This window comes from Sessilibacter sp. MAH3, assembly GCF_054658275.1.
Genome location: NZ_BAAGIE010000026.1, coordinates 19,424 through 43,645, shown reverse-complemented (window position 1 = coordinate 43,645; position 24,222 = coordinate 19,424). Strand labels below are relative to the sequence as shown.

Annotated in this window: 6 protein-coding genes; 5 read left to right on the top strand and 1 reads right to left on the bottom strand. The window is 39.7% G+C overall.

The window, feature by feature from the left end; all coding sequences use genetic code 11:
* Positions 1 to 127: 127 nt before the first annotated feature.
* Complete coding sequence (locus ACYQ2C_RS14735) at positions 128 to 1,924, top strand: PepSY-associated TM helix domain-containing protein (RefSeq protein WP_460103863.1); 1,797 nt, start codon at positions 128 to 130, stop codon at positions 1,922 to 1,924.
* A 374-nt stretch (positions 1,925 to 2,298) separates the two neighbouring features.
* Positions 2,299 to 4,542 carry a TonB-dependent siderophore receptor gene (locus ACYQ2C_RS14730; protein WP_460103862.1) on the top strand — a complete coding sequence of 748 codons (2,244 nt, stop codon included), beginning with the start codon at positions 2,299 to 2,301 and terminating at the stop codon, positions 4,540 to 4,542.
* A gap of 360 nt (positions 4,543 to 4,902) precedes the next feature.
* On the opposite strand, the gene ACYQ2C_RS14725 is transcribed toward ACYQ2C_RS14730, so the two are convergent.
* On the bottom strand, positions 4,903 to 6,357 hold the full coding sequence (locus ACYQ2C_RS14725; protein ID WP_460103860.1) for a diaminobutyrate--2-oxoglutarate transaminase family protein: 1,455 nt from the start codon (positions 6,355 to 6,357) through the stop codon (positions 4,903 to 4,905).
* A gap of 351 nt (positions 6,358 to 6,708) precedes the next feature.
* Here ACYQ2C_RS14725 and ACYQ2C_RS14720 point away from each other — a divergent pair, with 351 nt between their 5' ends.
* Genes ACYQ2C_RS14720 through ACYQ2C_RS14710 form a run of 3 tightly spaced genes read left to right on the top strand, consistent with a single transcriptional unit; the run spans position 6,709 to position 24,219 of the window.
* Positions 6,709 to 7,743, top strand: coding sequence for a TauD/TfdA family dioxygenase (locus ACYQ2C_RS14720; protein WP_460103858.1), 1,035 nt, complete (start codon positions 6,709 to 6,711; stop codon positions 7,741 to 7,743).
* Between the two features lie 60 nt (positions 7,744 to 7,803).
* The gene (locus ACYQ2C_RS14715) at positions 7,804 to 12,666 is read left to right on the top strand and encodes a condensation domain-containing protein (protein ID WP_460103856.1); all 4,863 of its coding nucleotides are present in this window, start codon (positions 7,804 to 7,806) and stop codon (positions 12,664 to 12,666) included.
* Between the two features lie 24 nt (positions 12,667 to 12,690).
* Positions 12,691 to 24,219 carry an amino acid adenylation domain-containing protein gene (locus tag ACYQ2C_RS14710; RefSeq protein WP_460103854.1) on the top strand — a complete coding sequence of 3,843 codons (11,529 nt, stop codon included), beginning with the start codon at positions 12,691 to 12,693 and terminating at the stop codon, positions 24,217 to 24,219.
* Positions 24,220 to 24,222: the final 3 nt, after the last annotated feature.

The window sequence follows — 24,222 nt, the reverse complement described above, 5'->3', positions numbered from 1 at the left end:
ATCACTATCAATTTTTTAACAAATGCCAATATTTATAATTCTTAAAACAGGTGGCATCACATTATGTCGCACGAAATAATGCTTAGTTTGAGCTTCCTGTAGTTTTATATGGAAGATCAACCTTGTGATGTGTATTCATATTTTTGTTCAGCGTGGTTTTGATGTGATATCAAACAAAAAACTATTTGCAGTTCACTCATGGGTTGGGCTTATTGTTGGGCCAATTTTATTCTTTATCTGTATTTCGGGTACTGTTTCGACAATTAGTTATGAATTAGATTGGTTGCTTGACCCCGAAATTCGAGTCCCAACCTCAGAAAATACAACCCCAGTAACCGCCGATGTTCTCTATCATTCATTGCAAGAGACTTATCCCGGCGCTTTAGTGCCTGTGTTAAGTTTATCTCCGGCTCTTCCTTATGTGCCAGCTGTAGCCTTGATGGAAGATTATGAGAGGGGGGCATTTATTGTTTATTTAAACCCTTACAGTGGCGAGATCATTGCCGAGAGAAATCGTTTAAATATAAAAAATTTCTTTCGTATTCTGCACAAACAATTTTTTATTATAAAAACAAAAATGACCCCCAACGGCGTGTTTTTTGTGGGTATTTTTGGCTTATTTTTACTTGTTTCTTTAGTCGCTGGTTTTTTATTGTTGAAAAATCGCCTAAAAAACATGTCTCGAATTCGTTCATCCAAGGGCTCACGAATATTTTGGATTGATTTACACAGATCTTTAGGGCTTTGGTTTTTGGCGTTTACATTGCTATTTGCCGTGACCGGTGTTTGGTACTTAATAGAAAAAATTTCCGGTGAATCAGATGTGGTATTACATCAAGAAGACAATTTACATTATCTTGGCCAAGAGAATTATTTACCCGAATTACGCGTTGATGAATATCTCTCTGTAGCGAGAGAGGCCATTCCTTCACTAGAAATCGCTTACTTATTTTTACCCAGAAAACCCGGCGAGTTGGTACACGTTTACGGTCAAGCAGGGCCTTTATTGGTTCGAGACGCCGCAAATTACGTGGCAATTGACCCGGTTACCTTAAAGGTATACGAACATTATGTAGCCTCTGATTTATCTGCTTATGATCGTTGGGTACATACCGCTGATGTTTTACACTTTGGTACATTTGGTGGCGTTTTCACTCGTTTTATCTGGTTTTTTGCAGGTCTCGTTTTATCGTTTTCTATTTTAGCCGGATGGTATTTGTGGTTACTCAGGATAAAAGCCGTTGGCTCAAAAGCAGTTAAATCAACTTGGTACTCTGTTGTAACCACCACAACCTGCGTGTTTTTAGTATTACTCAGCACTACGTTTTCTGTTTTAGGCTTCTTTAAAATGGAAGGAGCACCAATTCAACCTATTGTTCAGGCGGTTGATTTTACCGAGCTTGGGCCATTTAACGGCATGTTCTATCAACGCGGCTTGGCTTCTGAAGCGACTGATCCTGATCGGTCAGAAACCTTAGCGTCTGGGTATTTGATCAATCTAGGCGTAGAGTTTACGCGACCCGTTAATTTAGATTTTTTAGAATTAATCATCAATGATCGGTCTTGGTTATTCTCTTCCGGTTGGAATATTTTTGAAACGAAAATTTTTATCGAGAAAGCCAATCTAAATCAACCGATAGAAGCAACCCTGGTCGCTAAAAATGCACAAGGCCAGATATTTAAGACAGAGATTTTATTAAATTCACCACACACCACATACACACCAGCGCAACAACATTACATCCAACAAAACCAACCTCACAGCGCTGTTGCGGTTAGAGTTTTTCTTGTTTTGTTTTCGGTAATTATGTTGCCAACGCTTTTAGGCTGGATGTTATTCAGTAACAAACTAGCGAAGAAAGCCAGCAGGGCAGTACCAACAAAACTGGCAGGCAATCAAATAGTTATGCAACCACTTAAATAACAGGAAGTTTCCATTAAAAGCGAAGAACGTTTCTGCTTTTTGTATTCTTACCTAAAGCTTTTAACTCAAGTGGTAGGGTTGTAACCTTAAACATTAATGGCGTGCGCTATGCATTTAGTGTGCGTTCTGGCAATTCAATAACTCCACTCACGAGCAGCAGTCTCACACACCGACGTATCTGATTTTTATCAAATTACCTTAAATTAGAATAGTTAGATTTGTTATATCACTCAATTGCGATTGATAATTATTGTTATTTGTAGTAATTTCTCGTTCTAGTTCAAGGCTAGGGGCCATCTTTAGGCATTGCAATGGCTATTTGTTTTGTAAAAACAATGGGTGACGTAAAATTATTATATATCTTGGGTCAATGTATGAATATTAAGAAATCGCAACGTTGTGGGTTGTGCGTGGCTATTTTATCGGTCAACTCTATTTCTTTTGCTCAATCAAATACACAAATCGAAGAAGTGTCTGTAACGGGCCATAAGCGAGAGTACCAAACCGAAGAGGTTTCCGGTTCTATCGGTTTTAATGTATCTCCACTAGATGTGCCAATTTCGATTGACGTAATCAACCAAGATATCTTAAAAGACCAGCAGGTTAATAACGTTGATGATGCATTACGTAACGTATCTGGCGTAACTAAATTTAAAACCGGTAATGGTGGTGAAGAACAATTCGCAATTCACGGCTTTAGTGCGTCGCAGTCGATATATAAAGATGGTGCACGCATTAATAATGCGCAAAACTCTACCAATATACCTTCTACCGAAACTGCAAATATTGAAAAGGTCGAGGTCTTAAAAGGGCCTAGCGCTATTTTATACGGCCAGGGTGAACCTGGCGGCACTATTAATTACGTTACAAAAAAACCTGAGTTTGAATCTTTTCATGAAGTCGAACTATTAACCGGAAGCGATTCATTTTCAAAAATTGAATTTGATAGCACCGGTGCTATTGGTAACTCAGACCAGTTTGCTTATCGTATTGTTGGCTCTTACGAAGATTCAGACAGCTTCCGAGATTTTGTAGAGCGCGAACGATTTCTGTTAAATCCGTCAATTTCGTATCTTAACAATACCGGCGGAATATTAACGGCATCCGTCGAATATATTGACGACGACTTCACCACCGATCGTTCACAAATTTTAAGCGGCGACTTTATCAACGGTTTCGATTACGATTCCAGTGTATTAGACACAGAACAGTTTTATGGTATTGCAGGATTTAATAATCGCAGTAATGCAGAGTCAACTCGTGTATCGTTAACTTACAATCAGCCAATTAATGATTTTTACAGTATTGATCTTTTAGCATCCTATACAAAAAACGAAAAAACAAATTTCGATTCCACGCCGCTTTTTGCAACGCCAGCAACCATTGGTTTATTGGCTCAAATAGGATTTCCCGCGCCGGTTAACCTAGGGCAAGTATTATTGCCAGATGGTACGGTTTTAATTCAACCGCGTTTTGGTGAAGGCGAGGGTGAAACAACTTATCTGCAAGCAAACAATTTATTTGAATTTTCAAGTGGATCGCTAGCGCATAAATTATTGCTTGGTATTTCTTACGAAGAATTAGAAACCAACTCATTTACCACAACCGGTTTAAATATCGCTACTTATAACATCTTCAGCAATCAACGGTCGTTCGTACCATTGGCTGCGGGAATTCCAACCGATGAGGTATTTTTAAATCCAGTTGGTACCGATATAAAAATCAAATCGGAAGAAATTTCTCTTAATGTACAAGACTTAATTGAAATTAATGAACAATTCACAGTTCTACTTGGTGGTCGATTTGTCGATTACGAAAGCAATGCTAATCTTGGCGGCGATGAGGCATTCGACGATACAGATTTTACCGGTCGTTTAGGTGTGATCTATAAACCTGCCGAAAATATTTCGTTATATGCAAGTTACGCGCAAGGTTACCTACCAGCAACAGGTAGCTTAGACGTTAATGGTAACCAAATCGACTCCGAAACAAACTCTCAATTTGAAATTGGCTTAAAAGCTAATGTATTGAATGAACGTTTATTGTTCACGGTTGCTTTATACGATGCCGAACGTAAAGATGTCGCAAGCTTTGACGCGGCGGCCACACAACAATCTAACTTTAATGTTTTTGATACGATTGGTCGGGTTGAGTCTAGAGGTTTGGACGTACAAATTATCGGTAAGATTACCGATGCTTGGCGTATTGTTGCCGGTTACGCGTATATAGACAGCGAAATAGATACAGTAACTACATCCATTTTTGGTGGCGTGTTGGATCTCGATGGCAGAGAGCAAGCCGGTATTCCAGAAAATAGCGCTAACCTTTGGAGCGTTTACGAGTTTACCAATGGCTTTGGTATTGGTGGCGGTCTTTTTTATCAAGATGATACCTTCGCCAGTGCCGAAAATAATACCGAATTTGACGGTTTTACGCAGGTTGATGCCGTTGCCTACTACAAGCACAATTTATGGAAGTTTCAATTTAATGCCATTAACCTTACTGACGAAGAATATCAGTTAGCCCAAGGTGGCGTAGCGGAAGATCTTTTTGCGTCTGTTCGCGTTGGCACCTCTGTGCCGAGAAGTTTTGTTTTTTCAGTGTCAAAAGAGTTTTAAGGTAACAGGCTCCAAGCTGAATTTCGATAACGCAAGGATGTGTCGTCAATTCCAAGAACGGTAAGTGATTAAAATTGTGAAGAAATTGGAAATCCCATTTTCAATTTCTTCCTCTGATTAAATCACGGATGAACTAATCAGAGGCTCCTTAAATAATACTAATGAATTTACCTTTACCGAAAAATAACCAACATATCAAAACCAACCCAATTAATAGTTATTTAATAAGTGGCACTTAGGTTAAAAAGCATTAATTTGATTAAAAAGAATTAACTTCCAAAACAAGCAAATTCTAAAAAAACCGGCTTTTGCCGGTTTTTTTAGCACAAATAACTCATCCGTTAATTAGCAATCTAATTGTTATGGCTCATGAATAGTTTGTGCAACTTCAGCAACACAAGCCAGAAATATGTTAATTACAATGCTCATTTCTTGCTGTGTGATGTTCAGCGGTGGTAAAAATCTTACCGTGGCACCGGCTCGACCACCTAACTCTAAAATAAGGCCATGATGTAAACAAAGTTGTTGTATTTTTCGTGCAATATTTCCGTCTGCCATTTTTGGTTTTTGTGGGCTGTTGTTTGCCGATACAATTTCAACACCGATCATTAAACCTCGTCCGCGAACATCGCCTAAAAATTCGTAGTCTTGTTGTAAACGTTTAAGTGCCGATAAAAGTTGATCACCACGTTTACGCACGTTTTCTAAAATATTCTCACTGCGAATAAGCTGTAATGTTTTAGCACCGGCCACCATGGCTAATTGGTTACCACGAAAAGTACCTGTATGCGCTCCGGGAAGCCATTTATCCAGTTTTTCATGATATGCAATTAATGCCATAGGAAGACCACCACCAATCGCTTTAGACATGACCAAAATATCCGGCTGAATATTGGCAAATTCGAAAGCAAACATATTTCCGCTTCTGCCAACGCCGCATTGAATTTCATCAAAAATTAACGGAACATCAAAGCGATCACACAAATCTCTTAACCCTTGTAGCCATTTTAGCGGAGCAGGAATAACACCGCCTTCGCCTTGAATGGCTTCAACAACAATTGCAGCAGGCAAGGGCGTACCCGAATGAGAATCTAATAGCTGATGTTCTAATAAATTTAAATTAGCGTAAATACTTGCCTCTCCAGTTAATCCAAAGGGGCAACGATACTCATAGGGATACGGCATAAACTGGACATTGGCCATTAAATCAGGAACCGGAGACTTAGTTCCTCGATTACCCATAAGTGACAAGGTGCCGTTGGTCATTCCGTGATAAGCGCCCGAAAAAGACCAAATACCGCTGCGTTTTGTTGCCGTTTTAGCAAGTTTAATTGCAGCTTCTACCGCATCGGTTCCGGCTGGACCGCAAAATTGTAACTTAGCGCAACGTGCAAATTCCTTCGGTAAAATACTGAATACTTCCTTTACAAACTCTCGCTTTGCTGGCGATGTTAGATCAAGTGTTTGCCAGGGCCCGCCGGATACTAAATAGTCGTTTACTGCACGAACAACTTCAGGGTGATTGTGTCCCAACGCAAATGTGCCCGCACCGGCCAAGCAATCTATAAATAATTGCCCCTGTGTATCTTCAACGAAAATTCCCTGAGCTTTTTTTATCGCGATCGGAATATTTCTAGGATAACTGCGCGCATTTGATTCTGTTTGGTTTTGCTCTGATAAAAAAACATTGTCAGCAATCTTAAATTCTTCTTGCTGTAAAAATCTCGTTAAAGAATCAGACAAAACCGAAATAACGTTGTGTCGATCATTTTTTGCTTGTTTATTTTCATACTCGATAATTGTTTCTAGAGTCATTTCGATATCCCATATAGGTCGAGCACATTTAAATTAATAACGTAAGAGAGTCGAGAAAGTAGCCAGTCTGTATATGCGCCGGTATAAATCTCGGCACAGTAATAAGCGCGTAAGTTTTTATGTGTGTTAATTAACCCAAACTTTCTTAGAAAAAATAATTTCCAAGTATGCGTTAATTTATGTTGAAGAATGATGCATCAATACTTTAAACTTATCAATAACAAGAGTACGAATCATTATCATTTATATTCGTGAAGTGATCCACATTGCTGAGTTTTTCTAAGAAAAACAACAATATCTGCTTAAGTGATCGCTTTATTACTATTCTCCAAAATAGATCTGGCACAGACTATGAGCGCATTACCATACATCATTACGCCCAGTACGATTGCAGGTGTAATTGATAAAAGTTACTCGAATATTCAACATCTAAATCAGCAAATCGCGCAACTAAAATCAGTAATAGAACGTAGTTTTGATCACTATGGTGCTGTATTAATGCGAGGATTCTCAGTTGATAACGAAGAACAATTTGCTTCAATAATACGTATATTTGATTTTGATTTATTGAACTACGATTTTGGTTCAACGCCCAGAAGTGTGATAAAAAAAGGCGTCTATACATCTACAGAATATCCGTCTCATCAAGTTATTCCACAACATTGCGAGCAAGCATACTGTTTACAATGGCCGAAAAAATTATGGTTCTACAGTCGTCTTGTTGCCGAAAACAATGGTGAAACGCCTATAGCCGACTGTCAAAAAATCTACGATTCAATTCCTGCCCAAATTAAAAATATCTTCGAAAAGAAAGGATTATTGTACGTAAGAAACTATGGTAATGGTTTGGATTTACCTTGGCAGCAAGCCTTCGGGACTGACAATCAAGAAGAAGTTTCTGCGTACTGCGACAAAAATAATATTGGGTTTCAATGGAAAGATGACGATGAATTACGTACTTGGCAAAAATGTCAGGTAAGTATTCAACATCCTAAAAATCACCGGTGGACATGGTTCAACCAAGCGCATCTGTTCCATATTTCTAATCTATCTGATTCAGTAAAAGAAACTTTATTGTCCGTAGTGGATAAAGAAGATCTACCCAGAAACGTATATTTCGGCGATGGCTCCGAAATCCCAGATCAAATACTCGATGAAATTCGTGCAGTAATAGAAGAACACACGGTAAGTTTCCCGTGGCAAGAAAGTGACGTAATGCTGATCGACAATCTACGTGTGAGCCATGGTAGAAATGTTTTTTCTGGCAATCGCAAAGTGTTTGTTGCAATGACGGAACCGTTCGGCGCAGTTAATTTAGAAGCAAGCTCTGTAATGCCTAAATTAAACGAGCTACAGCCGGGCCAATTTCCCAGCTCGTTATTCTAAGTTCTCTCGTAAAAATTTAACGCCATTGTTTAGACAACACTTACATTACATACAACGCTTATGACTTTACGCAAATTTCCACTTACCGAAAATCAAATGTCTTTGTGGCTTGCACAATTGTCAGACCCTAACAGTGTTGCATACAATATGGTGCACTCTCTGGAATTGGATATTTCTTCGTACAAAGAAACGTTACAGAACAATCATGAGTCATTAATAACATGCTTTAACACGGCCTTTTTAGCAGTATTGTTAGAAAATCCGGCGTTGCGCTGTATTTATAGGCAAAACAGCAACACTGTAGAGCAAGTGGTTCAAAACCCCGATAATTTTGAAACTCCTTTTTATTCGATGGAGCTTGTATCGCTCGAAACGGAATGTGTTTGGCCACATTTACAACAACAAGCAGATCACATTTTTAATTTAGAAGAAGAATTACCTTGTAAAGGAATCCTATACCACAGTAAAAACGATAACGACAGGGTGGCATTACAAATTATTCTCCACCATATTGCCGGTGACTTTTTCTCCTGCGAATTGGTTTTTAATCAATTATTAATGCATTTAGACAAGCTATGTTCGATATTTAATGACTCTACGGCCTATCATAATTATTTGGAAGAACTTTTAAATCACTCCGATGATGCTTTCAAAAAATCTTTTTTTCATTATCAAAATGACGAATCCAATTACCGTTCTAGCGAAAGCAGTAAAATCGACCGCGGTTTCTGGCACGACTACTTAAATAATAGCGTGCCTTTAGAGCTACCACTCAATTTTATTCGCCCAAGTGTTCAAACATTTTTAGGCGATGAAATACAGACTCAATTTACAAAAGAAGAAATTATCGGAATCAAGCATGTAGCTAAAGCATTACACACAACACCCTACATTTTTTTATTCGGTCTATTTCAATGGTTGCTCAACCAATATAGCTGTCAACAGAACTTTCGTATTGCAACACCTGTTACCGCTAGAACTCAAAAAAATTATCGAAAATCCATTGGTTATTTTGTTAGTCCAATTGTCTTAAATTGCCATGTCGATAAATCGGCTTTGCTGATCGATTTTGTGGCCGATGTCCAGAACAATCTTAGCAAAACGTTAGAGCATCAACGTTATCCTTTACGACGAATCATTAAAGACTGTATTGAAACCGGTGTAGTAGAGCAAACTTCAGATCGAACACCATTGTTCCAACACATGTTTACCTATTCAAGAATTCAACGTCACTCCCACAGAAATAAGGTTAAAAAACACCTTCTTTCACAACAGCGGGGTAGCGCCCATGAATTAAACCTTATGGTGGTAGAAGATCGATACGGAATCGAGCCACTATTGGAAATGCGCTGGCGTTTTAACGAAGCGCTCTATCACAGTAAATTCGTAAAAGAACTTTCAGATCAATATCGTTGTTTTATTAACACACTTATTGCGTTACCAGAGCAATCACTGTTACGTACTCGGCTTGCAGATATTACGGTTCCGGAAAAATTTTTATCGATTATTAAAGCGTCTGAAATTTCGTTCAAAGGTGCACATGCGTTAAACGATTGGTTAACGATATGCTTAAACAGTCGTAACAACCTTGCAATTAAGACCGCTAACCAAGTATTTTCATACCAAGAGTTATTTTTTAATGCGCACGCCTATGCGCAAAAAATCAGCAAATTCGCTAACAAACCAACCATTGTTGGTATTTGTTTAGAACGCTCACCTGAAGCAATTTTCGCTATGCTCGGCGCATGGCTACAGGGTGTACCATACCTATGTTTTGATCGGTCACTACCCAAACAACGCCTTGAATTACTGATAAACCAAGTTAAACCCGATGTTTTATGGCTTGATCAAGCTGTATCAGAACTACCAAAAATTCAGGGCGTTGACATAATTCATGTTAACGAGCTTGAAGACATATCAAATCCAGACATTAGCTTTGAACAACTGGTTACTAGTGCACAGGCTCAAGACGATTTCGTTGCCTATAAGATATTTACTTCGGGCACAACTGGCCTACCAAAGCTTATTTCCGTGTTACAGAGCAACCTATCGAATTACGTAAACAGTATCGCTCACGCCAATTTATTACCCGAAGGTAACAACAGCACACTATTATCACTAACCTCATTTGCCACCGATCTTGGTCACACGGCTTTATTCGGCGCTTTATTAACCGGTAGAACCTATGTATTGCTTAATGACGAACAATGCAAAGATCCTAATTTTCTACAGGATTATCTGTCAATAAATCCGGTTGATGCCCTAAAAATTACACCGTCGTTTTTTTCCGCGTTGAGTGACGGCGTGCCCAACATTACACCCAAACAACGCTTAATTTTTGGTGGTGAAAAGCTCACAGCTAATATCGTAAATACAGTTCTCGCAAACGAAAGCGATTCAAGCCCGCATGTGTTTAACCATTACGGTCCCAGCGAAAGCACCGTAGGTATTGTATGTGGCGAAATAACAAAAAATACTCGCTTAGATGAAATTCCTTTGGGTAGGGCGCTCAAAACCAGTAGTCTTGCCGTCGTTGATGCTGAGTTAAATGCGGTACCCAAAGGCGTAGTAGGTGAGCTTTTAATTGCAGGTGCTACGCTGAGTTTAGGTTACGACGATAAAACACTCAATAAAGGCAGATTTATTGAGCACCCCTTAATCGGTCGTTGTTATCGCAGCGGCGATGTGGTCAAAATTGATCACAACGACAATTTAATATTTATAGGACGAATTGATCGCCAAATAAAAATTCGTGGTCACAGAATTGAGCTCGACGAAATTGACGCAGTCCTATTGAAATGGGATGAGATTAAGCACGTTACTTCAGCGCCCAGAGAAGGCATAAATACGACCATTGATACGTATATCAGTTTTAAAAATGCTGTCTCTTTAACCCAATTAAAAGATAAATTGCAGCGTATTGAGCGTTTCGTATCAAACGCTCTGCCCGAATACATGCTTCCCGGTTATTGGCGAATTGTCAGTGAGATTCCTCGTACTGCCAGTGGTAAATTGGATATTAACGCGGTTAAAACATTGTCATTTGTGGAAATTCCCTTTGGTCAGTGTTCTGATGATCCCAATAGCACCATAAAGTCAGATCTACACTCAGATGTTATCCCATCTAACGACCTAGTAGTAAAACACGCTGCAACAAAAAAAGAAGACACTGGTAAAAATGTATATACTCCCGATAAAAAAATTCATGAAAAAGCCGTACGCAACGTTGTTGATAAACTTCACGATATTTGGTGTGAAGTGTTACAAAAAGAATCTATAAAACATAACCAAGACTTTTTCTCGCTTGGTGGTGACTCTATTTTAAGCTTGCAGATTATTGCTAAAGCCCGTAAACAACACCTTAAAATAACACCTAAACAATTTTTCACCGGAAAATCCATTTCAGGCATTGCAGAATTAATTACCCCTAAAACCGATATTGAAGAAGTGTATGCCACTAAAGCTACTGAGTTAAATAACGCAAAAGAACCGAAAGTCAATCAAAAACAATATCCTTTAACGGCAATCCAGTCGTGGTTTTTTAATCAATTTCCAACGGGGGAAAACTTCTGGAATCAAAGTATTTTGATCTGTGATTTACCCGTAATTAGCTATGATCGTTTACGAGAATTTGTACGGCTCACACTAATAAAACATCCTCAACTTAGAGCGCGATTTGCCTGCGAAAACAACCGTTGGATTCAATTTTATGCCCCCGTTGAAGACTCACTTATTACTGCATCGGTACAAACATTATCAACAGAATATTGGCAAGACTCTTCTAATCAGCAATATCAAGGTTTTTTGACGGGATTTCAGGCCACAATGGATATTACCTACGGCCCGTTGTTTAAACTGCTGCAAGTAACAGACGGCAATGAGCAATCTAAAATTCTGTTCACTGCGCATCACCTTGTTATTGATGGCGTTTCTTGGCGAATTCTCTTAGAAGAATTTGACGAATTTTTCTTTACGGATAAATCTACATCACACATAAACAACGTGGTGGATAATACATTTAATGATTGGCTAACCGAAGTTCAAACACGATCTACCATGCTGCAAAAACTTCCAAATCACTGGAACCCGGTTTTACACACGCTAACCAATACACAAACGGTAACTAGATCGTTAGTTGCCGATGCTCGGGATTATCAGCAAGTATTTAGTGAAGATTTTCTACTTTCTACAAAACTTCCTGAGCGGTTAACAGTAAAACATTATTTGTTAGCCAGTCTCAGTAAAGCTTTAACGCTCTGGTTTGATGACAACCCAGAATTAAAAAAATCATTCACATTCAATAATTACACCGTTATTGAATGTGAAAATCATGGACGAGAATCAACACACAACGATATAGATTTAAGTTCTACCGTTGGTTGGTTTACCTGCCGATATCCAGTGCTGGTACCGGTTAACACAACCGATTCTAATCCGCTTATCGAGCAAACGAAATTAAACTTACCTTCAAATAACGATGCTATTGATTATGGAATTTGGCGCTATTTGCATGCTAATAGTACACACTGGAATCACACACCGTTAAATCATCAAGAACCTTTTATGGTAGTTAACTACCTGGGCAAATTTATATCGCAGCCGGCTGGCCGAAATTACCAAATTATAGATCCGCTCAGTAACACATTAGAAGGTGCCGCGCTACACAACAGTCGCGCTAACACTTCGTTACGCGCACAACAACTGGATCTTAATTTGGTCTCGCGAGAAGACGGTTTACAGGTTCATTGGAGCTACAATCCGGCAATTTTTAGCGAAGTACAAATTATTGCGTTATCTCAATTATTTAAAGGTTCGTTAAATGAATTCAAACAGTTTATTGAAAACAACCTAGACGACCAACCTCAAGCGGCTGATTTTCATCTAACCGACGACGAGTTTTCTAGTTTACTAGAAGACCTTTAAAAATTATCTAACTTAATTAATCTCATGACAGAATCTAAAGACTCAAATAGCAAAGCTAAAAATATAGAATCAATATATCCCTTGTCGCCAATGCAAGAAGGGTTGCTGTTTCATAGCTTAATGAACCCAGGTACAGGTATCTATTTGCTACAGTACCGTCATGTGATGGAGATAGATAATCTTAATATTGAGGCTTTTATTCAAGCATGGGATTTCGTGTTCCAAAAACATGAACTGCTGCGCACGTCGTTTGTTTGGAAAAATCAAAAACAACCGCTACAAGTTGTTCATAAGACTATTAATTCTCCCGTTGAAATTTTAGACTGGCAACATCTTAATGAAACCAACCAGCGTGAAGCTCTGGATGAACTCTTAAAATCTGAACGTGAGACGGGCTTTGAATTTACAAAAGCCCCGTTGATGCGCGTAAAGCTGATTAAACTAAGCAGTAATAAATATCAATTTTTACGCAGTTATCATCATATTTTAATGGATGCTTGGTGCTTTTCATTAATTATGATGGATTTTTTATCGGCTTATCGAGACATTATTTCTGGCCGGGTTAATACACCAACTATTCATAAACCCGTACCTTACTCAAAATTTATTCAATGGTTGCAACGACAAGATAAGGACAAAGGCCTAACTTTTTGGCGCGATTGCCTTGCAGGTTTTGATCAGCCAACGTTTGTGCCCTTATTAACTTCTAACGCAAACGATAAAAGCAATGCAGTAGAAGATTTGGTGACGATCTTAGATGAACACACCACCGATACTCTTAATCGAGCAGCTTCTAGCGCGCAGGTTACGCTCAATACATTAATTCAAGGGGCTTGGTCGTTATTATTGAGTCGCTATTCACAAACCTCCGATATAGTGTTTGGAGTAACAGTAGCAGGGCGCCCGGCAAGTCTTCCAGACATGTCGGATGTCGTTGGCCTATTTATCAATACTATTCCACTAAGAGTGAATGTAAACTCAAATAGCGAATTAACATCATGGTTAAAAAATCTATTCGAGGATAATTTATTAATTCGTGAATACGAACAGATTCCCCTAGCAGACATTCAAAAAATCAGTGAAATTGACTCCGCAAGAGGTCTGTTTGATACCTTATTTGTTTTTGAAAACGCGCCTTTTGATGCCGGTTTAAAACAGGAGAATCTCGAATTTTTGGTTAGCGAGGCAACCAATCGCACCCACACAAATTATCCTTATACCGTTGTCGTTATTCCCGGTAAAACCGTACATTTACAACTGAGCATTCACAGTGAACGCGTCGATAAAGACATTGCTCAACGAATGCTTCAGCAATTTTCTCGTCTTGTGTGTTCTATTGCGCAACACATTTGCAGCGAAGATATAATTACTCTGGGCGAAATTCCGTTGTTAAATGCGCAAGAAATTTATGCATTAACACAAGGGTTAAACGCACATTCTGCCGATTTAATCGACAAAAAGTCTTTAGAATACGGTTATTTACAACGCGTCCAAGAACAGGTTTTAAGCAAGAGCAAAGAAACACTGCTGATTCACAACGGCAATTCGTACAGCTACGAGTATATCGACAAGCAATCCAGTAAAATCGCACACTCCATTTTCGCGGCGAACTTACCGCCGGAAAGTGTTATTGCGGTATTGGGCAAGCGCAGCGCAGACTATTTAAGCACAATATTAGGAATACTAAAGGCAGGCTGTGCTTTTTTACCGCTCGATCCCGCGCATCCTAAACAGCGTCATTGCGATATATTAACCGAGGCGCAACCTGCTGCATTAATTTTGTTGGATGAGAACCGGTCATTTACAACAGCCGATTTTTCGTCATCGACTGTTACATTTAGCCAATGGCACTTCTCACATTTGCAGCAACGTAATCTGAACTCTTCGGAGCCTTTAATACTGCCGAGCCTAAAAGGCAATAATTTAGCCTATGTTATTTACACCTCGGGATCTACCGGTAAACCCAAAGGCGTTTTAATTGAGCATAAAGGTATGCTTAATAATATGCTGGGGAAATTGCCCGAATTACAACTAGATTCATCAGACGTTATCGCCCAAACAGCATCCCAAGCCTTTGATATTTCGGTGTGGCAATTACTCACGGCACCCATTCTCGGTGCTAAGATTTGTATTGTTGATGACGAAGATGTACGCAATCCATCGGCGTTAACCGCAATTGTTGAAAAGCAAAAAATAACCATTTTAGAAATTGTACCGGCGTTAATCCAATCGTTACTCGATCAACCGAGTAACGCGTTACAATCCTTGTGCTGGGTAATGTCAACCGGCGAAGCGCTATCGCCGGAACTTGCAAAAAAATGGCTGCGTAAATACCCACAAATTCCTCTCATGAATGCTTATGGGCCTGCGGAATGCTCTGACGACGTTGCGTTTTATCCCCTTAAAACCATTAGTGATGCAGAATTTAATCCGTTACCCATCGGTCGGGCTACCGCAAATTTAGAGCTTTATGTTTTAGACAGTCATTTACAACCGGTACCGGTCGGTGCGGTGGGAGAAATTTATGTGGCCGGTATTGGTGTTGGCCGAGGTTATCACCGTCGCGCCGATTTGACCGAACAAAGTTTTTTGTTAAATCCCTTTAAAAATTCCAGCACTTATATTTATCGCACGGGTGATTTAGGTTCGTATAACTGTCAAGGAGTAATCAGTTATCACGGTCGTATCGATGGGCAGGTAAAAATTCGTGGATTTCGAATTGAAGTTGGTGAAATAGAAAACTGTATTGAGGCGCTACCAGACTGTGAGCGCGCGTTGGTTATTGTTGAAGGTTGTAACGATACCAAACGCTTGGTTGCCTATGTACAACATAAAAGCGCCAATGCCTCAAATCTTAAACAGTGGACAAGCGAAAAACTACCCAGCTATATGGTGCCGAGCACGTTTATTGTTCTCGATAAAATGCCATTGAACGCCAATGGTAAAATTGATAAAAAAGCTCTGCCAAAGCCCGATAATATAACGCATGAAATTATCGCTCCTAATACAGAACAAGAGCAGCTTCTCCACCAAATTTGGTGCGATGTACTTGGAATAACTCAATTTGGCGTCACCGACAATTTCTTTGAATTGGGCGGTCATTCCCTTTTAGCAACGCAAATTACCGCACGCGCTTGTAAACAGTTGCAACGCGATGTTGATCTAAAATGTATTTTCCAAAACCCAACCATACGCGGCTTCCTTGACACGCTAGACAGTGATAACACCGGTACCGTAGATTATAAAACGTCAATTCAACCCATAAAAAATCGAACACAACTTCCGTTATCGTTTAACCAGCAACGATTGTGGTTTTTATATCAACTCGATAAAAGCAACGCGTCGCTGGCATCCTACAATATGCCTTCTGCCGTTAAATTAACGGGACACTTAGATACAAACCTATTGTTAAAAGCCGTTCGATTTATTGTTGACCGTCACGAAGTACTAAGACTTAATTTCGCGGAAGATGATCAAGGTCATGCCTACGCCTTTGATGCCAAACATAACGTAACCGATATTCATCCTATAGAAATAACGAACAACACCGTATTAAATGAATTAAAACACTTTGCCAATACTCCGTTTAACCTAGAGCACGATGCTTTATTTGCGGTTAAGCTATATTCAATTTCAGAAGATGAATCCATTTTGGCGGTGGTACTTCACCACATTATTGCCGATGGTTGGTCGGTACGAATTTTATTAAATGAGTTGTCTCAAGCCTACCGCGCCTTAATTGAGAACCGTGACATTAATTTAAATACCGTCATTAAACCTCTTAGCATTCAATACAGTGATTATGCACAGTGGGCCAACTCAACGTTTACCGACGATGTATTAACGCAACAAGTTCAATATTGGCAGAATGAAATTGGTGGTGAACAACCTTTATTAAATTTGCCTCTAGATAAACCACGGCCCAATAAACAAAGTTATCGTGGTCAACGTGTGCATTTTGATTTTCATAAGATAGGTGAAAAATCTTTAAGCACACTATGCTCGGACCTAAATAGTAAAGGCGCCAACGTTACCATTTTTAATCTGTTGCTATCAGCCTACCAGTGGTTATTACACGGCTTAACTGGGCAATCGGATATTCGTATTGGTATTCCCGTTGCAGAACGTCAACATTGGCAAACTCAAGATTTAATCGGCTTTTTTATTAATACGCAGGTCATTAAAAGCGAGCTAAACGATATTACCGATATTCGCAATTGGTTGCTAACAACCAACCAAAAACTTAACCAAGCTCGGCAACATCAAGATGTACCCTTTGAAAAGTTAGTTGATGCCATTAATCCAGAACGGCAACAAAGCTTCTCGCCTATATTTCAAGCCATGCTTAATGTTATGCATGGCAATGCTCTGCAAGAGTTTTCGCTACCAGGATTAGCGGTTGAAGCGGTTGATCTTTTACCAGAAACCGCGATGTTTGATATTACCCTGGATGTGCATGTACTCGAAAACTCAATGAAGGGTTCTATTGAATATGCTAGTGATCTGTTTAATCGATCAACGATAGAACAATTTATAAATGCATTTGAAAAAATATTGCATGATTTTATCCGCGATATCGACCAACCACTTTCGACCGTCAGTTTAATTGAGTTCGATGCCACCAAAGTAATTTCTCCGACCACACTCAATATCGATTTTAACCGAACATGGTTACATAGATTTAACGACCAGTTACACGCCCATGGTGATCAAACCCTGTTAATAGATTGCCAAGAACATTCTACTCATCACTACACCTACAACGAACTAAATCAACGAGCGGAATTTCTTTGCCAGGGAATTCTAGCCACACATTCCGGTGAGAATCCGCTACAAGGTTGTGTTGTTGCGCTGTTGAGTGAGCGTAACGTCGATTTTTTTGTACAGGTATTATCTTGTTTTAAATTGGGTGCAGCTTACTTACCCTTAGATCCAAAACATCCAAGTTCACGACATCTACAAATTATTAAGGCAGGTCAGTTACGTCATATACTCATACAGACTGATGAACAACACGATGCGTTGTTGTATGCCTTATCAAAGGATTCGACGGTAAACGTATCTGATATTACGCTCCTGCAACAACCGAAGTTGTCGATTGCTCAAGCTGGTACCAGCGATTTTTACGAATCTGTTAATTATTATAAAAATTCGGACGATTTAGCCTATGTAATTTTCACCTCGGGCTCTACCGGAGAACCCAAGGGGGCTTGTGTTACAGAAGCGGGCATGTTGAACAACATACTGTCTAAGGCTCCAGAACTCAATTTAGATGAAAGCAGCGTAATTGCTCAAACAGCTTCGCAATCGTTTGATATTTCTGTGTGGCAGCTATTAACGTCGGCAATAATTGGGGCAAAGGTATGCATATTGGGCGATGGTGTCAGTCAAAACCCCGACCGATTTATACCCGAAATCGACAATAATCGTATATCGATTGTGGAATGGGTACCCAGTCTTATTCACGCTGTTTTAACCACAGTTGAGTCAACAACAGATTCTGCTTTTAAAGAAATTATTCGCCAAAATATTCGTTATTGTTTACCCACAGGTGAAGCGCTTTCTTTACATTTAGCTCAGCAATGGTTTAAACATTTCAGTGAAATACCGTTAATAAATGCCTACGGCCCCGCTGAATGCGCAGACGATGTGGCCACGGCAAAAATTACACCTAATACATTAACTCAATACCAACAACTCGGCCTTATGCCCATTGGCCGCGCCACCGCCAACAATCAGGTACATATTTTAGATACGTTCTTAAACCCGGTACCCAATGGCGTGATTGGTGAAATTTGTGTTTCGGGTATTGGTGTAGGTAAGGGCTATTTAAATAATAAAGAACTTACTCAAAAGAGCTTTGTTGATAATCCTTGGCCAATCGATACCTGCCTAAACCAAAGTAAATTGTATTTAACGGGTGACCTTGGCCGTATGAACGCCTTTGGAGAAATAGAATATGTAGGCCGAAAAGATTTTCAAATTAAACTCAGAGGTTATCGTATAGAGCTCGGTGAAATTGAATATCAATTAGAGCTACTCGATAAGGTAACTCAAGCCGTTGCCTGTGTTAAATCGTCAGAGGTAGGTGAAACTAATCACCAGCAACTTATTGCCTATGTTGTGTGCGATTCGATTAATTTAAGTGATTACGCAAACAACGGCGATTTATCGCTCGACAAAGATTCAAATGCGCTTTACGGCACGGTTATCGACGAGTTAACGTTTCAATGGCGCAACCATTTATTGCAATCTCTACCGGAATATATGGTACCCAACCAGTTTATTGTGTTGGCTGATTTACCGCACAATGCCAACGGCAAGGTCGATCGTAAACAATTACCAGAACCCAATTGGAAAACATCCGACAATTTGGTTCCAGCCAATAACCACATTGAAGCAACGCTTTTAAGTGCTTGGCAGCAACTTTTAAATCGCCAAGACTTTGGTATCACCGATAACTTTTTTGCGTTGGGTGGCGATTCTATTCAGTGTTTGCAATTAACGGCAAAACTAAAAGAATTGGGATTAAAAATTACGCCTTCGCAAGTATTCGAACACCAAACCATTTGTCGTTTAGCAAAACATGTTGAGATTATTAAAGAGGTTCAAAACAATTACGAACCCATACACGGCTCTGTAAAAATAAGTCCTATTCAATACGATTTTATTCAGCAGAAACAGCCTAACAGTCATCATTGGAACATGGCTGTTGCCCTTGAATTTACCGATAATTTTTCAATACCCGATATGCAAGATGCTTTGCACGATCTGGCAATATATCACGATATGTTACGGGTTGTTTACGACGATAAATCTCAGTGGCAATTTGTGCGCACGGTAGAAGATTACGCAAACACTAGCGTCTTAGAAGTCTTTGCTATCGAGCCAAACACAAACGGCATTTCGGTAGATCAAGCCATCAATCATATTCTCGACCAACAACACGCCTCGTTAAACTTGTGCGAGGGCAGGGTGTTTAAATGTATTTACCTACAAACACCGGATGCATTTAATAATCAGCTGATTTTTATTGCCCACCATTGGTTAGTAGATGCGATTTCTTGGCGTATTTTAATTGAAGATTTTTATCAAATTTACAGCGCACGATTGCAAGCACGCAGCAATAATACGCAATACACAATCGAACAAACGCTTCCGGCAAAATCGGCGAGCTACCAAGAATGGGTAAACGTACTTTCTAGTAAGTCTTCTAATCTTGACTATTGGCAGATCCTTAAAAAACGCTCAGCAAACATAGGAATATCCGATAATTTCGCCGATCTTTTACCAGTACAAGTACCCAACACTCAATTAAGCACAGAACAGCTTCGTAACATGCTTACATTTAGTGTGCAAAAAGAGGTGGTTTATGAGTTGGACAAAAACACAACCCAGTTGCTATTAGAAAAAGGTTTAAGCGCCTACGGGTTACAAGTACAAGATATTTTGTTAACAGCACTGGCGTTAACCTTAAATAAAGACCAGCAATTGTGGATAGAATTAGAATCCCATGGTCGGCAAGACCTGTGTACCGAGCACGGCGATATTTTGGATATCAGCCGTACCGTCGGTTGGTTTACCCGGGTGTTTCCGGTAGTAATTACTCTGGGCGAGAATATCAGCACAGAAAAACATCATCTCGATCAGCTTATAAAGTCGACGAAAGAAAACCTAAGAACCGCTAATAACCAAAGCTTAGATTATTCTTTAGGATATTTACACGGACAACTTACTGATTTTCCGCGTCCCAAAGTCACGTTTAATTACTACGGCAATCTTGATTTGGATAGCGATGCAAATGCGGCAAACCAAGAACACGTAAAACCAAATTTAACCGCAACAACGGGTAAATTATTTGACGACCAAAACTACGCAAGCTCGTGGTTAGAATTAAACATTGAAGTTAAAAATAGTATTTTGCAACTACGCTGGCGTTACAGCCAAGCCTTGTTGTCCGATAGGGATATTGAGAACACATTATGTGTCTTTGATCGCAATTTACGTGCAATTATCGAGCATTGTTGTCACGCACTGCCTACAAAAACTCCTTCCGATTTTCCGTTGCTGCGTGCCACTCAAGCAGATTTAGATGAGCTTTCAGAAAAGGTTACGTGGCAAGATATTCAAGATATCTACCCGTTATCGCCCGTACAATCGGGTATTTATTTACACACGTTACTAGAGAAACGTGCCGCCGTTTATGTTGATCAAGTGTGTGTCGATATTCAAGGTAATCTTAATCTCGATTTATTCCAACAAAGTTGGGATCTCGTGTTTAATCGTCACGATATATTACGTAGCGCCTTTATTCAGTTGCACGATGGTAAACCCGTGCATCTAGTCTATAACTCGGTTGCCTTAAATATTAAGCTCACCGATTTGGAGCACCACTCAGAAGCAAGCTCAAGTCTCTATTTGAATACACTTAAAAATAACGACATTAATACCCAGTTCGATTTGTCAAGTGCGCCTGTAATGCGTTTACATTTGGTTAAAACCGCTGCGTGTAGTTACAAATTAATTTGGACACATCATCACGTACAATTGGATGGTTGGTGCGCGATGCAACTGATAACCGAAGTGCTGAATACTTATCGTTGTTTATTACAATCAAACGATAACAGTGGTTATGTTCAATTATTAAGTCAACCGGCGACAAGTTTTAAAGAATACATTCGCTGGATAGACTCACGACGAAATACAGATGATCACTATTGGCGGGAGCAATTAGGAGCTATTTCTCGCTCAACAAGTTTGCCTTTAACCACTAAAAAAATAACGGTACAAGAATCTCAACCATCGGCTGATGAATTAAAACATGCAACGAACGCAAACGACTCTGCCTTTGCCTGTCATGAAACGGTTTTACCTAAAAATTGGGTAAAAACCATAGAGGCCTTTGCGGCGGAAAATCATCTAACGTTAAATACTCTCTATCAAAGTGCTTGGGCCTTGTTATTGGCATATTTTGATCGCCAAGAAAGTTTAAACACAGAAGACGATACCCCCTGGCAGGTGGTTTTGGGCTTAACCACAGCCGGTCGACCGGCAGAACTTAGTCAGGTTGATACAATTATTGGTATGTTTATTAATACCTTACCAATGGTCTTGCAATGGCAAGGTAACGAGGCCGTGGGCCAATGGTTGACATATATTCAAGATCAAAATGTGCGGCTGCGAGAGCATGAACACTCGTCTTTGGCCAACATTCAAAAATTGTCTGCCGTAGCCCATGGTCAACCGTTGTTTGAAAATTTAATGGTGTTTGAGAATTTTCCAACGTCGGAATTTAATGCTAACGACATAAACTTATCACTAGAAGTTGAAAGCAGTCGTGAATTTACGCATTATCCAATTACCTTCACGGTAGCCCCCGGTAATGCCGAAAACACCAAATTGCATTGGTTATACAAAACGGATATCTACAATGCTTTAGGCGTACAAAAAATCAGTGACCTGTATGTACATTTATTACAGCAAATCGTAAGCTCGGCGCAAAAACCTCTGGCTGATATAAATTTTGTGACCGATAAAGACCTCAATATATGGCAAGGTTACAACAATACCCATAACCCATGGCTAGAAAAAAATCCTGCGCATAAACCGGCATTAAATTTTGTCGATTTTTTTGAGACCAAGGCCTTGGCTCAACCTAACAACATTGCCATTACCGACAATACATCAAATTCCGAGATAATAACTTACCAAACACTGTCTCGGCGTTCGGCAAAATTGGCTAAATTAATTGGCGATAAAATAGGCCCGACTGACACACAAAAAATAGTTGCCGTTTGTTTACCGCGCGAATCCAGTTTGATTTGTGCGCTATTGGCTGTGTTAAAATCCGGACACATTTATCTACCTATTGATCCCGATCAGCCTTCGGCAAGAAGAGCGTTAATTCTTGAATCTGCACAAGCAGACATCATAATAACCAACGAATTTTTTGCGCCGTCGTTTGAAGATCAATTTGCTTCAAATATACTCTTATACGATGAGGCCTTAATAGATGCTGAAAAAATACTTACTATTAATGGTTCATCAATCGCAACAGATTGTGCACACAATACCAATAAACCATTAGCCTACATTCTTTATACGTCTGGCTCTACGGGTAAACCCAAAGGCGTTAGTATTAGTCATTTAGCGCTGTGTAATTTCTTGTTGGATATGGGCAAGCGCTTTAACGTTAGCAATACAACCAAATCCCTTGCAATTACCACCTTGGGTTTTGATATATCGGGCTTAGAAATATGGCTGCCGCTTATGCACGGCGGTGAAGTGGTACTGGCCGATGATGCTCAACGTAAACAACCAGTTGATATTATTGCTTTAATTAAAGCTCACCAATGCAATTTAATACAGGCCACACCGGCAACCTGGTCTGCGTTATTTGCAACCGGTGAACTCTCTAATTTAGCACCGTTTACCTTGCTCTGTGGTGGCGAAGCGTTAATACCCGAATTAGGTAAAAAACTTACTCGTGCATTGCCTGCGAACAGTTCTATTTATAACGTGTATGGGCCAACAGAAACGACCATCTGGTCTACGTCACAAGCTTTATCTGAAAAATGGCAATACACCGGGCCAAGCGGCACAACCATTATTGGCGAGCCCATCGCTAACACACAGTGCTATCTGCTTGATGAACACTTAAAACCCGTACCCGTGGGTTGCGTGGGTAATTTATACATTGCCGGCGATGGCGTGGGTGAAGGGTATTACTTACGTGACGATTTAACACGCAACGCATTTGTACCTAACAATACCCAAAATTTATCGCAGCATCGCTCGAATATTATGTATAAAACCGGTGATCTTGCACGTTTGATTACCAGCAACAATTGCACCAGCGGATACGTTCTAGACTTTATGGGCCGGGGTGATTTTCAAGTAAAAATACGAGGACACCGCATAGAATTGTGTGAAATCGAAAACGTATTATTGATGAATGACGATGTTGAGCAGGTCACGGTGATAGTGCAGGGTGACCAACCCTCAGAACGCTTGGTCGCTTTCTTTACCACGTTAAGTAACAATTCCCGCGGCCCGCAAGATCATAAAGATGATACGTCACTAATACGTCAATTAAGTGAATTATCAAAAACTCATTTGCCACACTATATGCAGCCAAGCGTGTTTACGCGTTTAGATAAGATGCCATTAAATGCTAACGGTAAAATTGACCGCAAGGCACTACCCAAGGCCGAAATAAAACCTACATTTTTAGCTTCTAACGTTATTGCACCCAAAACAAATACCGAGTTTATTCTGTATGACTTGTGGCGAGATCTACTCTTCGCAGACATGAACGAGTTATCGATACCTGAATTTGGTATTACGGATAACTTTTTTCAGCTAGGCGGCCACTCATTAATTGCCATGCAATTACAAGCAAAAGTAAATCACACCTTCGGCGTTAAAATTGACCTTGCCGATTTATTTGAAGAACCAACCATTCAGCATCTTGCTTGTACGGTAGAAATCCTACAAACAAAACAAGCTGGTGACTTGGATATTATGGACCAATTACTTTCGGAGCTTGAATAAATC

Excerpts from the sequence above, each read along its gene's own strand:
- ACYQ2C_RS14735 (WP_460103863.1), top strand. The coding sequence starts at position 128 with ATGTGTATTCATATTTTTGTTCAGCGTGGTTTTGATGTGATATCAAAC.
- ACYQ2C_RS14730 (WP_460103862.1), top strand. The coding sequence starts at position 2,299 with ATGAATATTAAGAAATCGCAACGTTGTGGGTTGTGCGTGGCTATTTTA.
- ACYQ2C_RS14725 (WP_460103860.1), bottom strand. The coding sequence starts at position 6,357 with ATGACTCTAGAAACAATTATCGAGTATGAAAATAAACAAGCAAAAAAT.
- ACYQ2C_RS14720 (WP_460103858.1), top strand. The coding sequence starts at position 6,709 with ATGAGCGCATTACCATACATCATTACGCCCAGTACGATTGCAGGTGTA.
- ACYQ2C_RS14715 (WP_460103856.1), top strand. The coding sequence starts at position 7,804 with ATGACTTTACGCAAATTTCCACTTACCGAAAATCAAATGTCTTTGTGG.
- ACYQ2C_RS14710 (WP_460103854.1), top strand. The coding sequence starts at position 12,691 with ATGACAGAATCTAAAGACTCAAATAGCAAAGCTAAAAATATAGAATCA.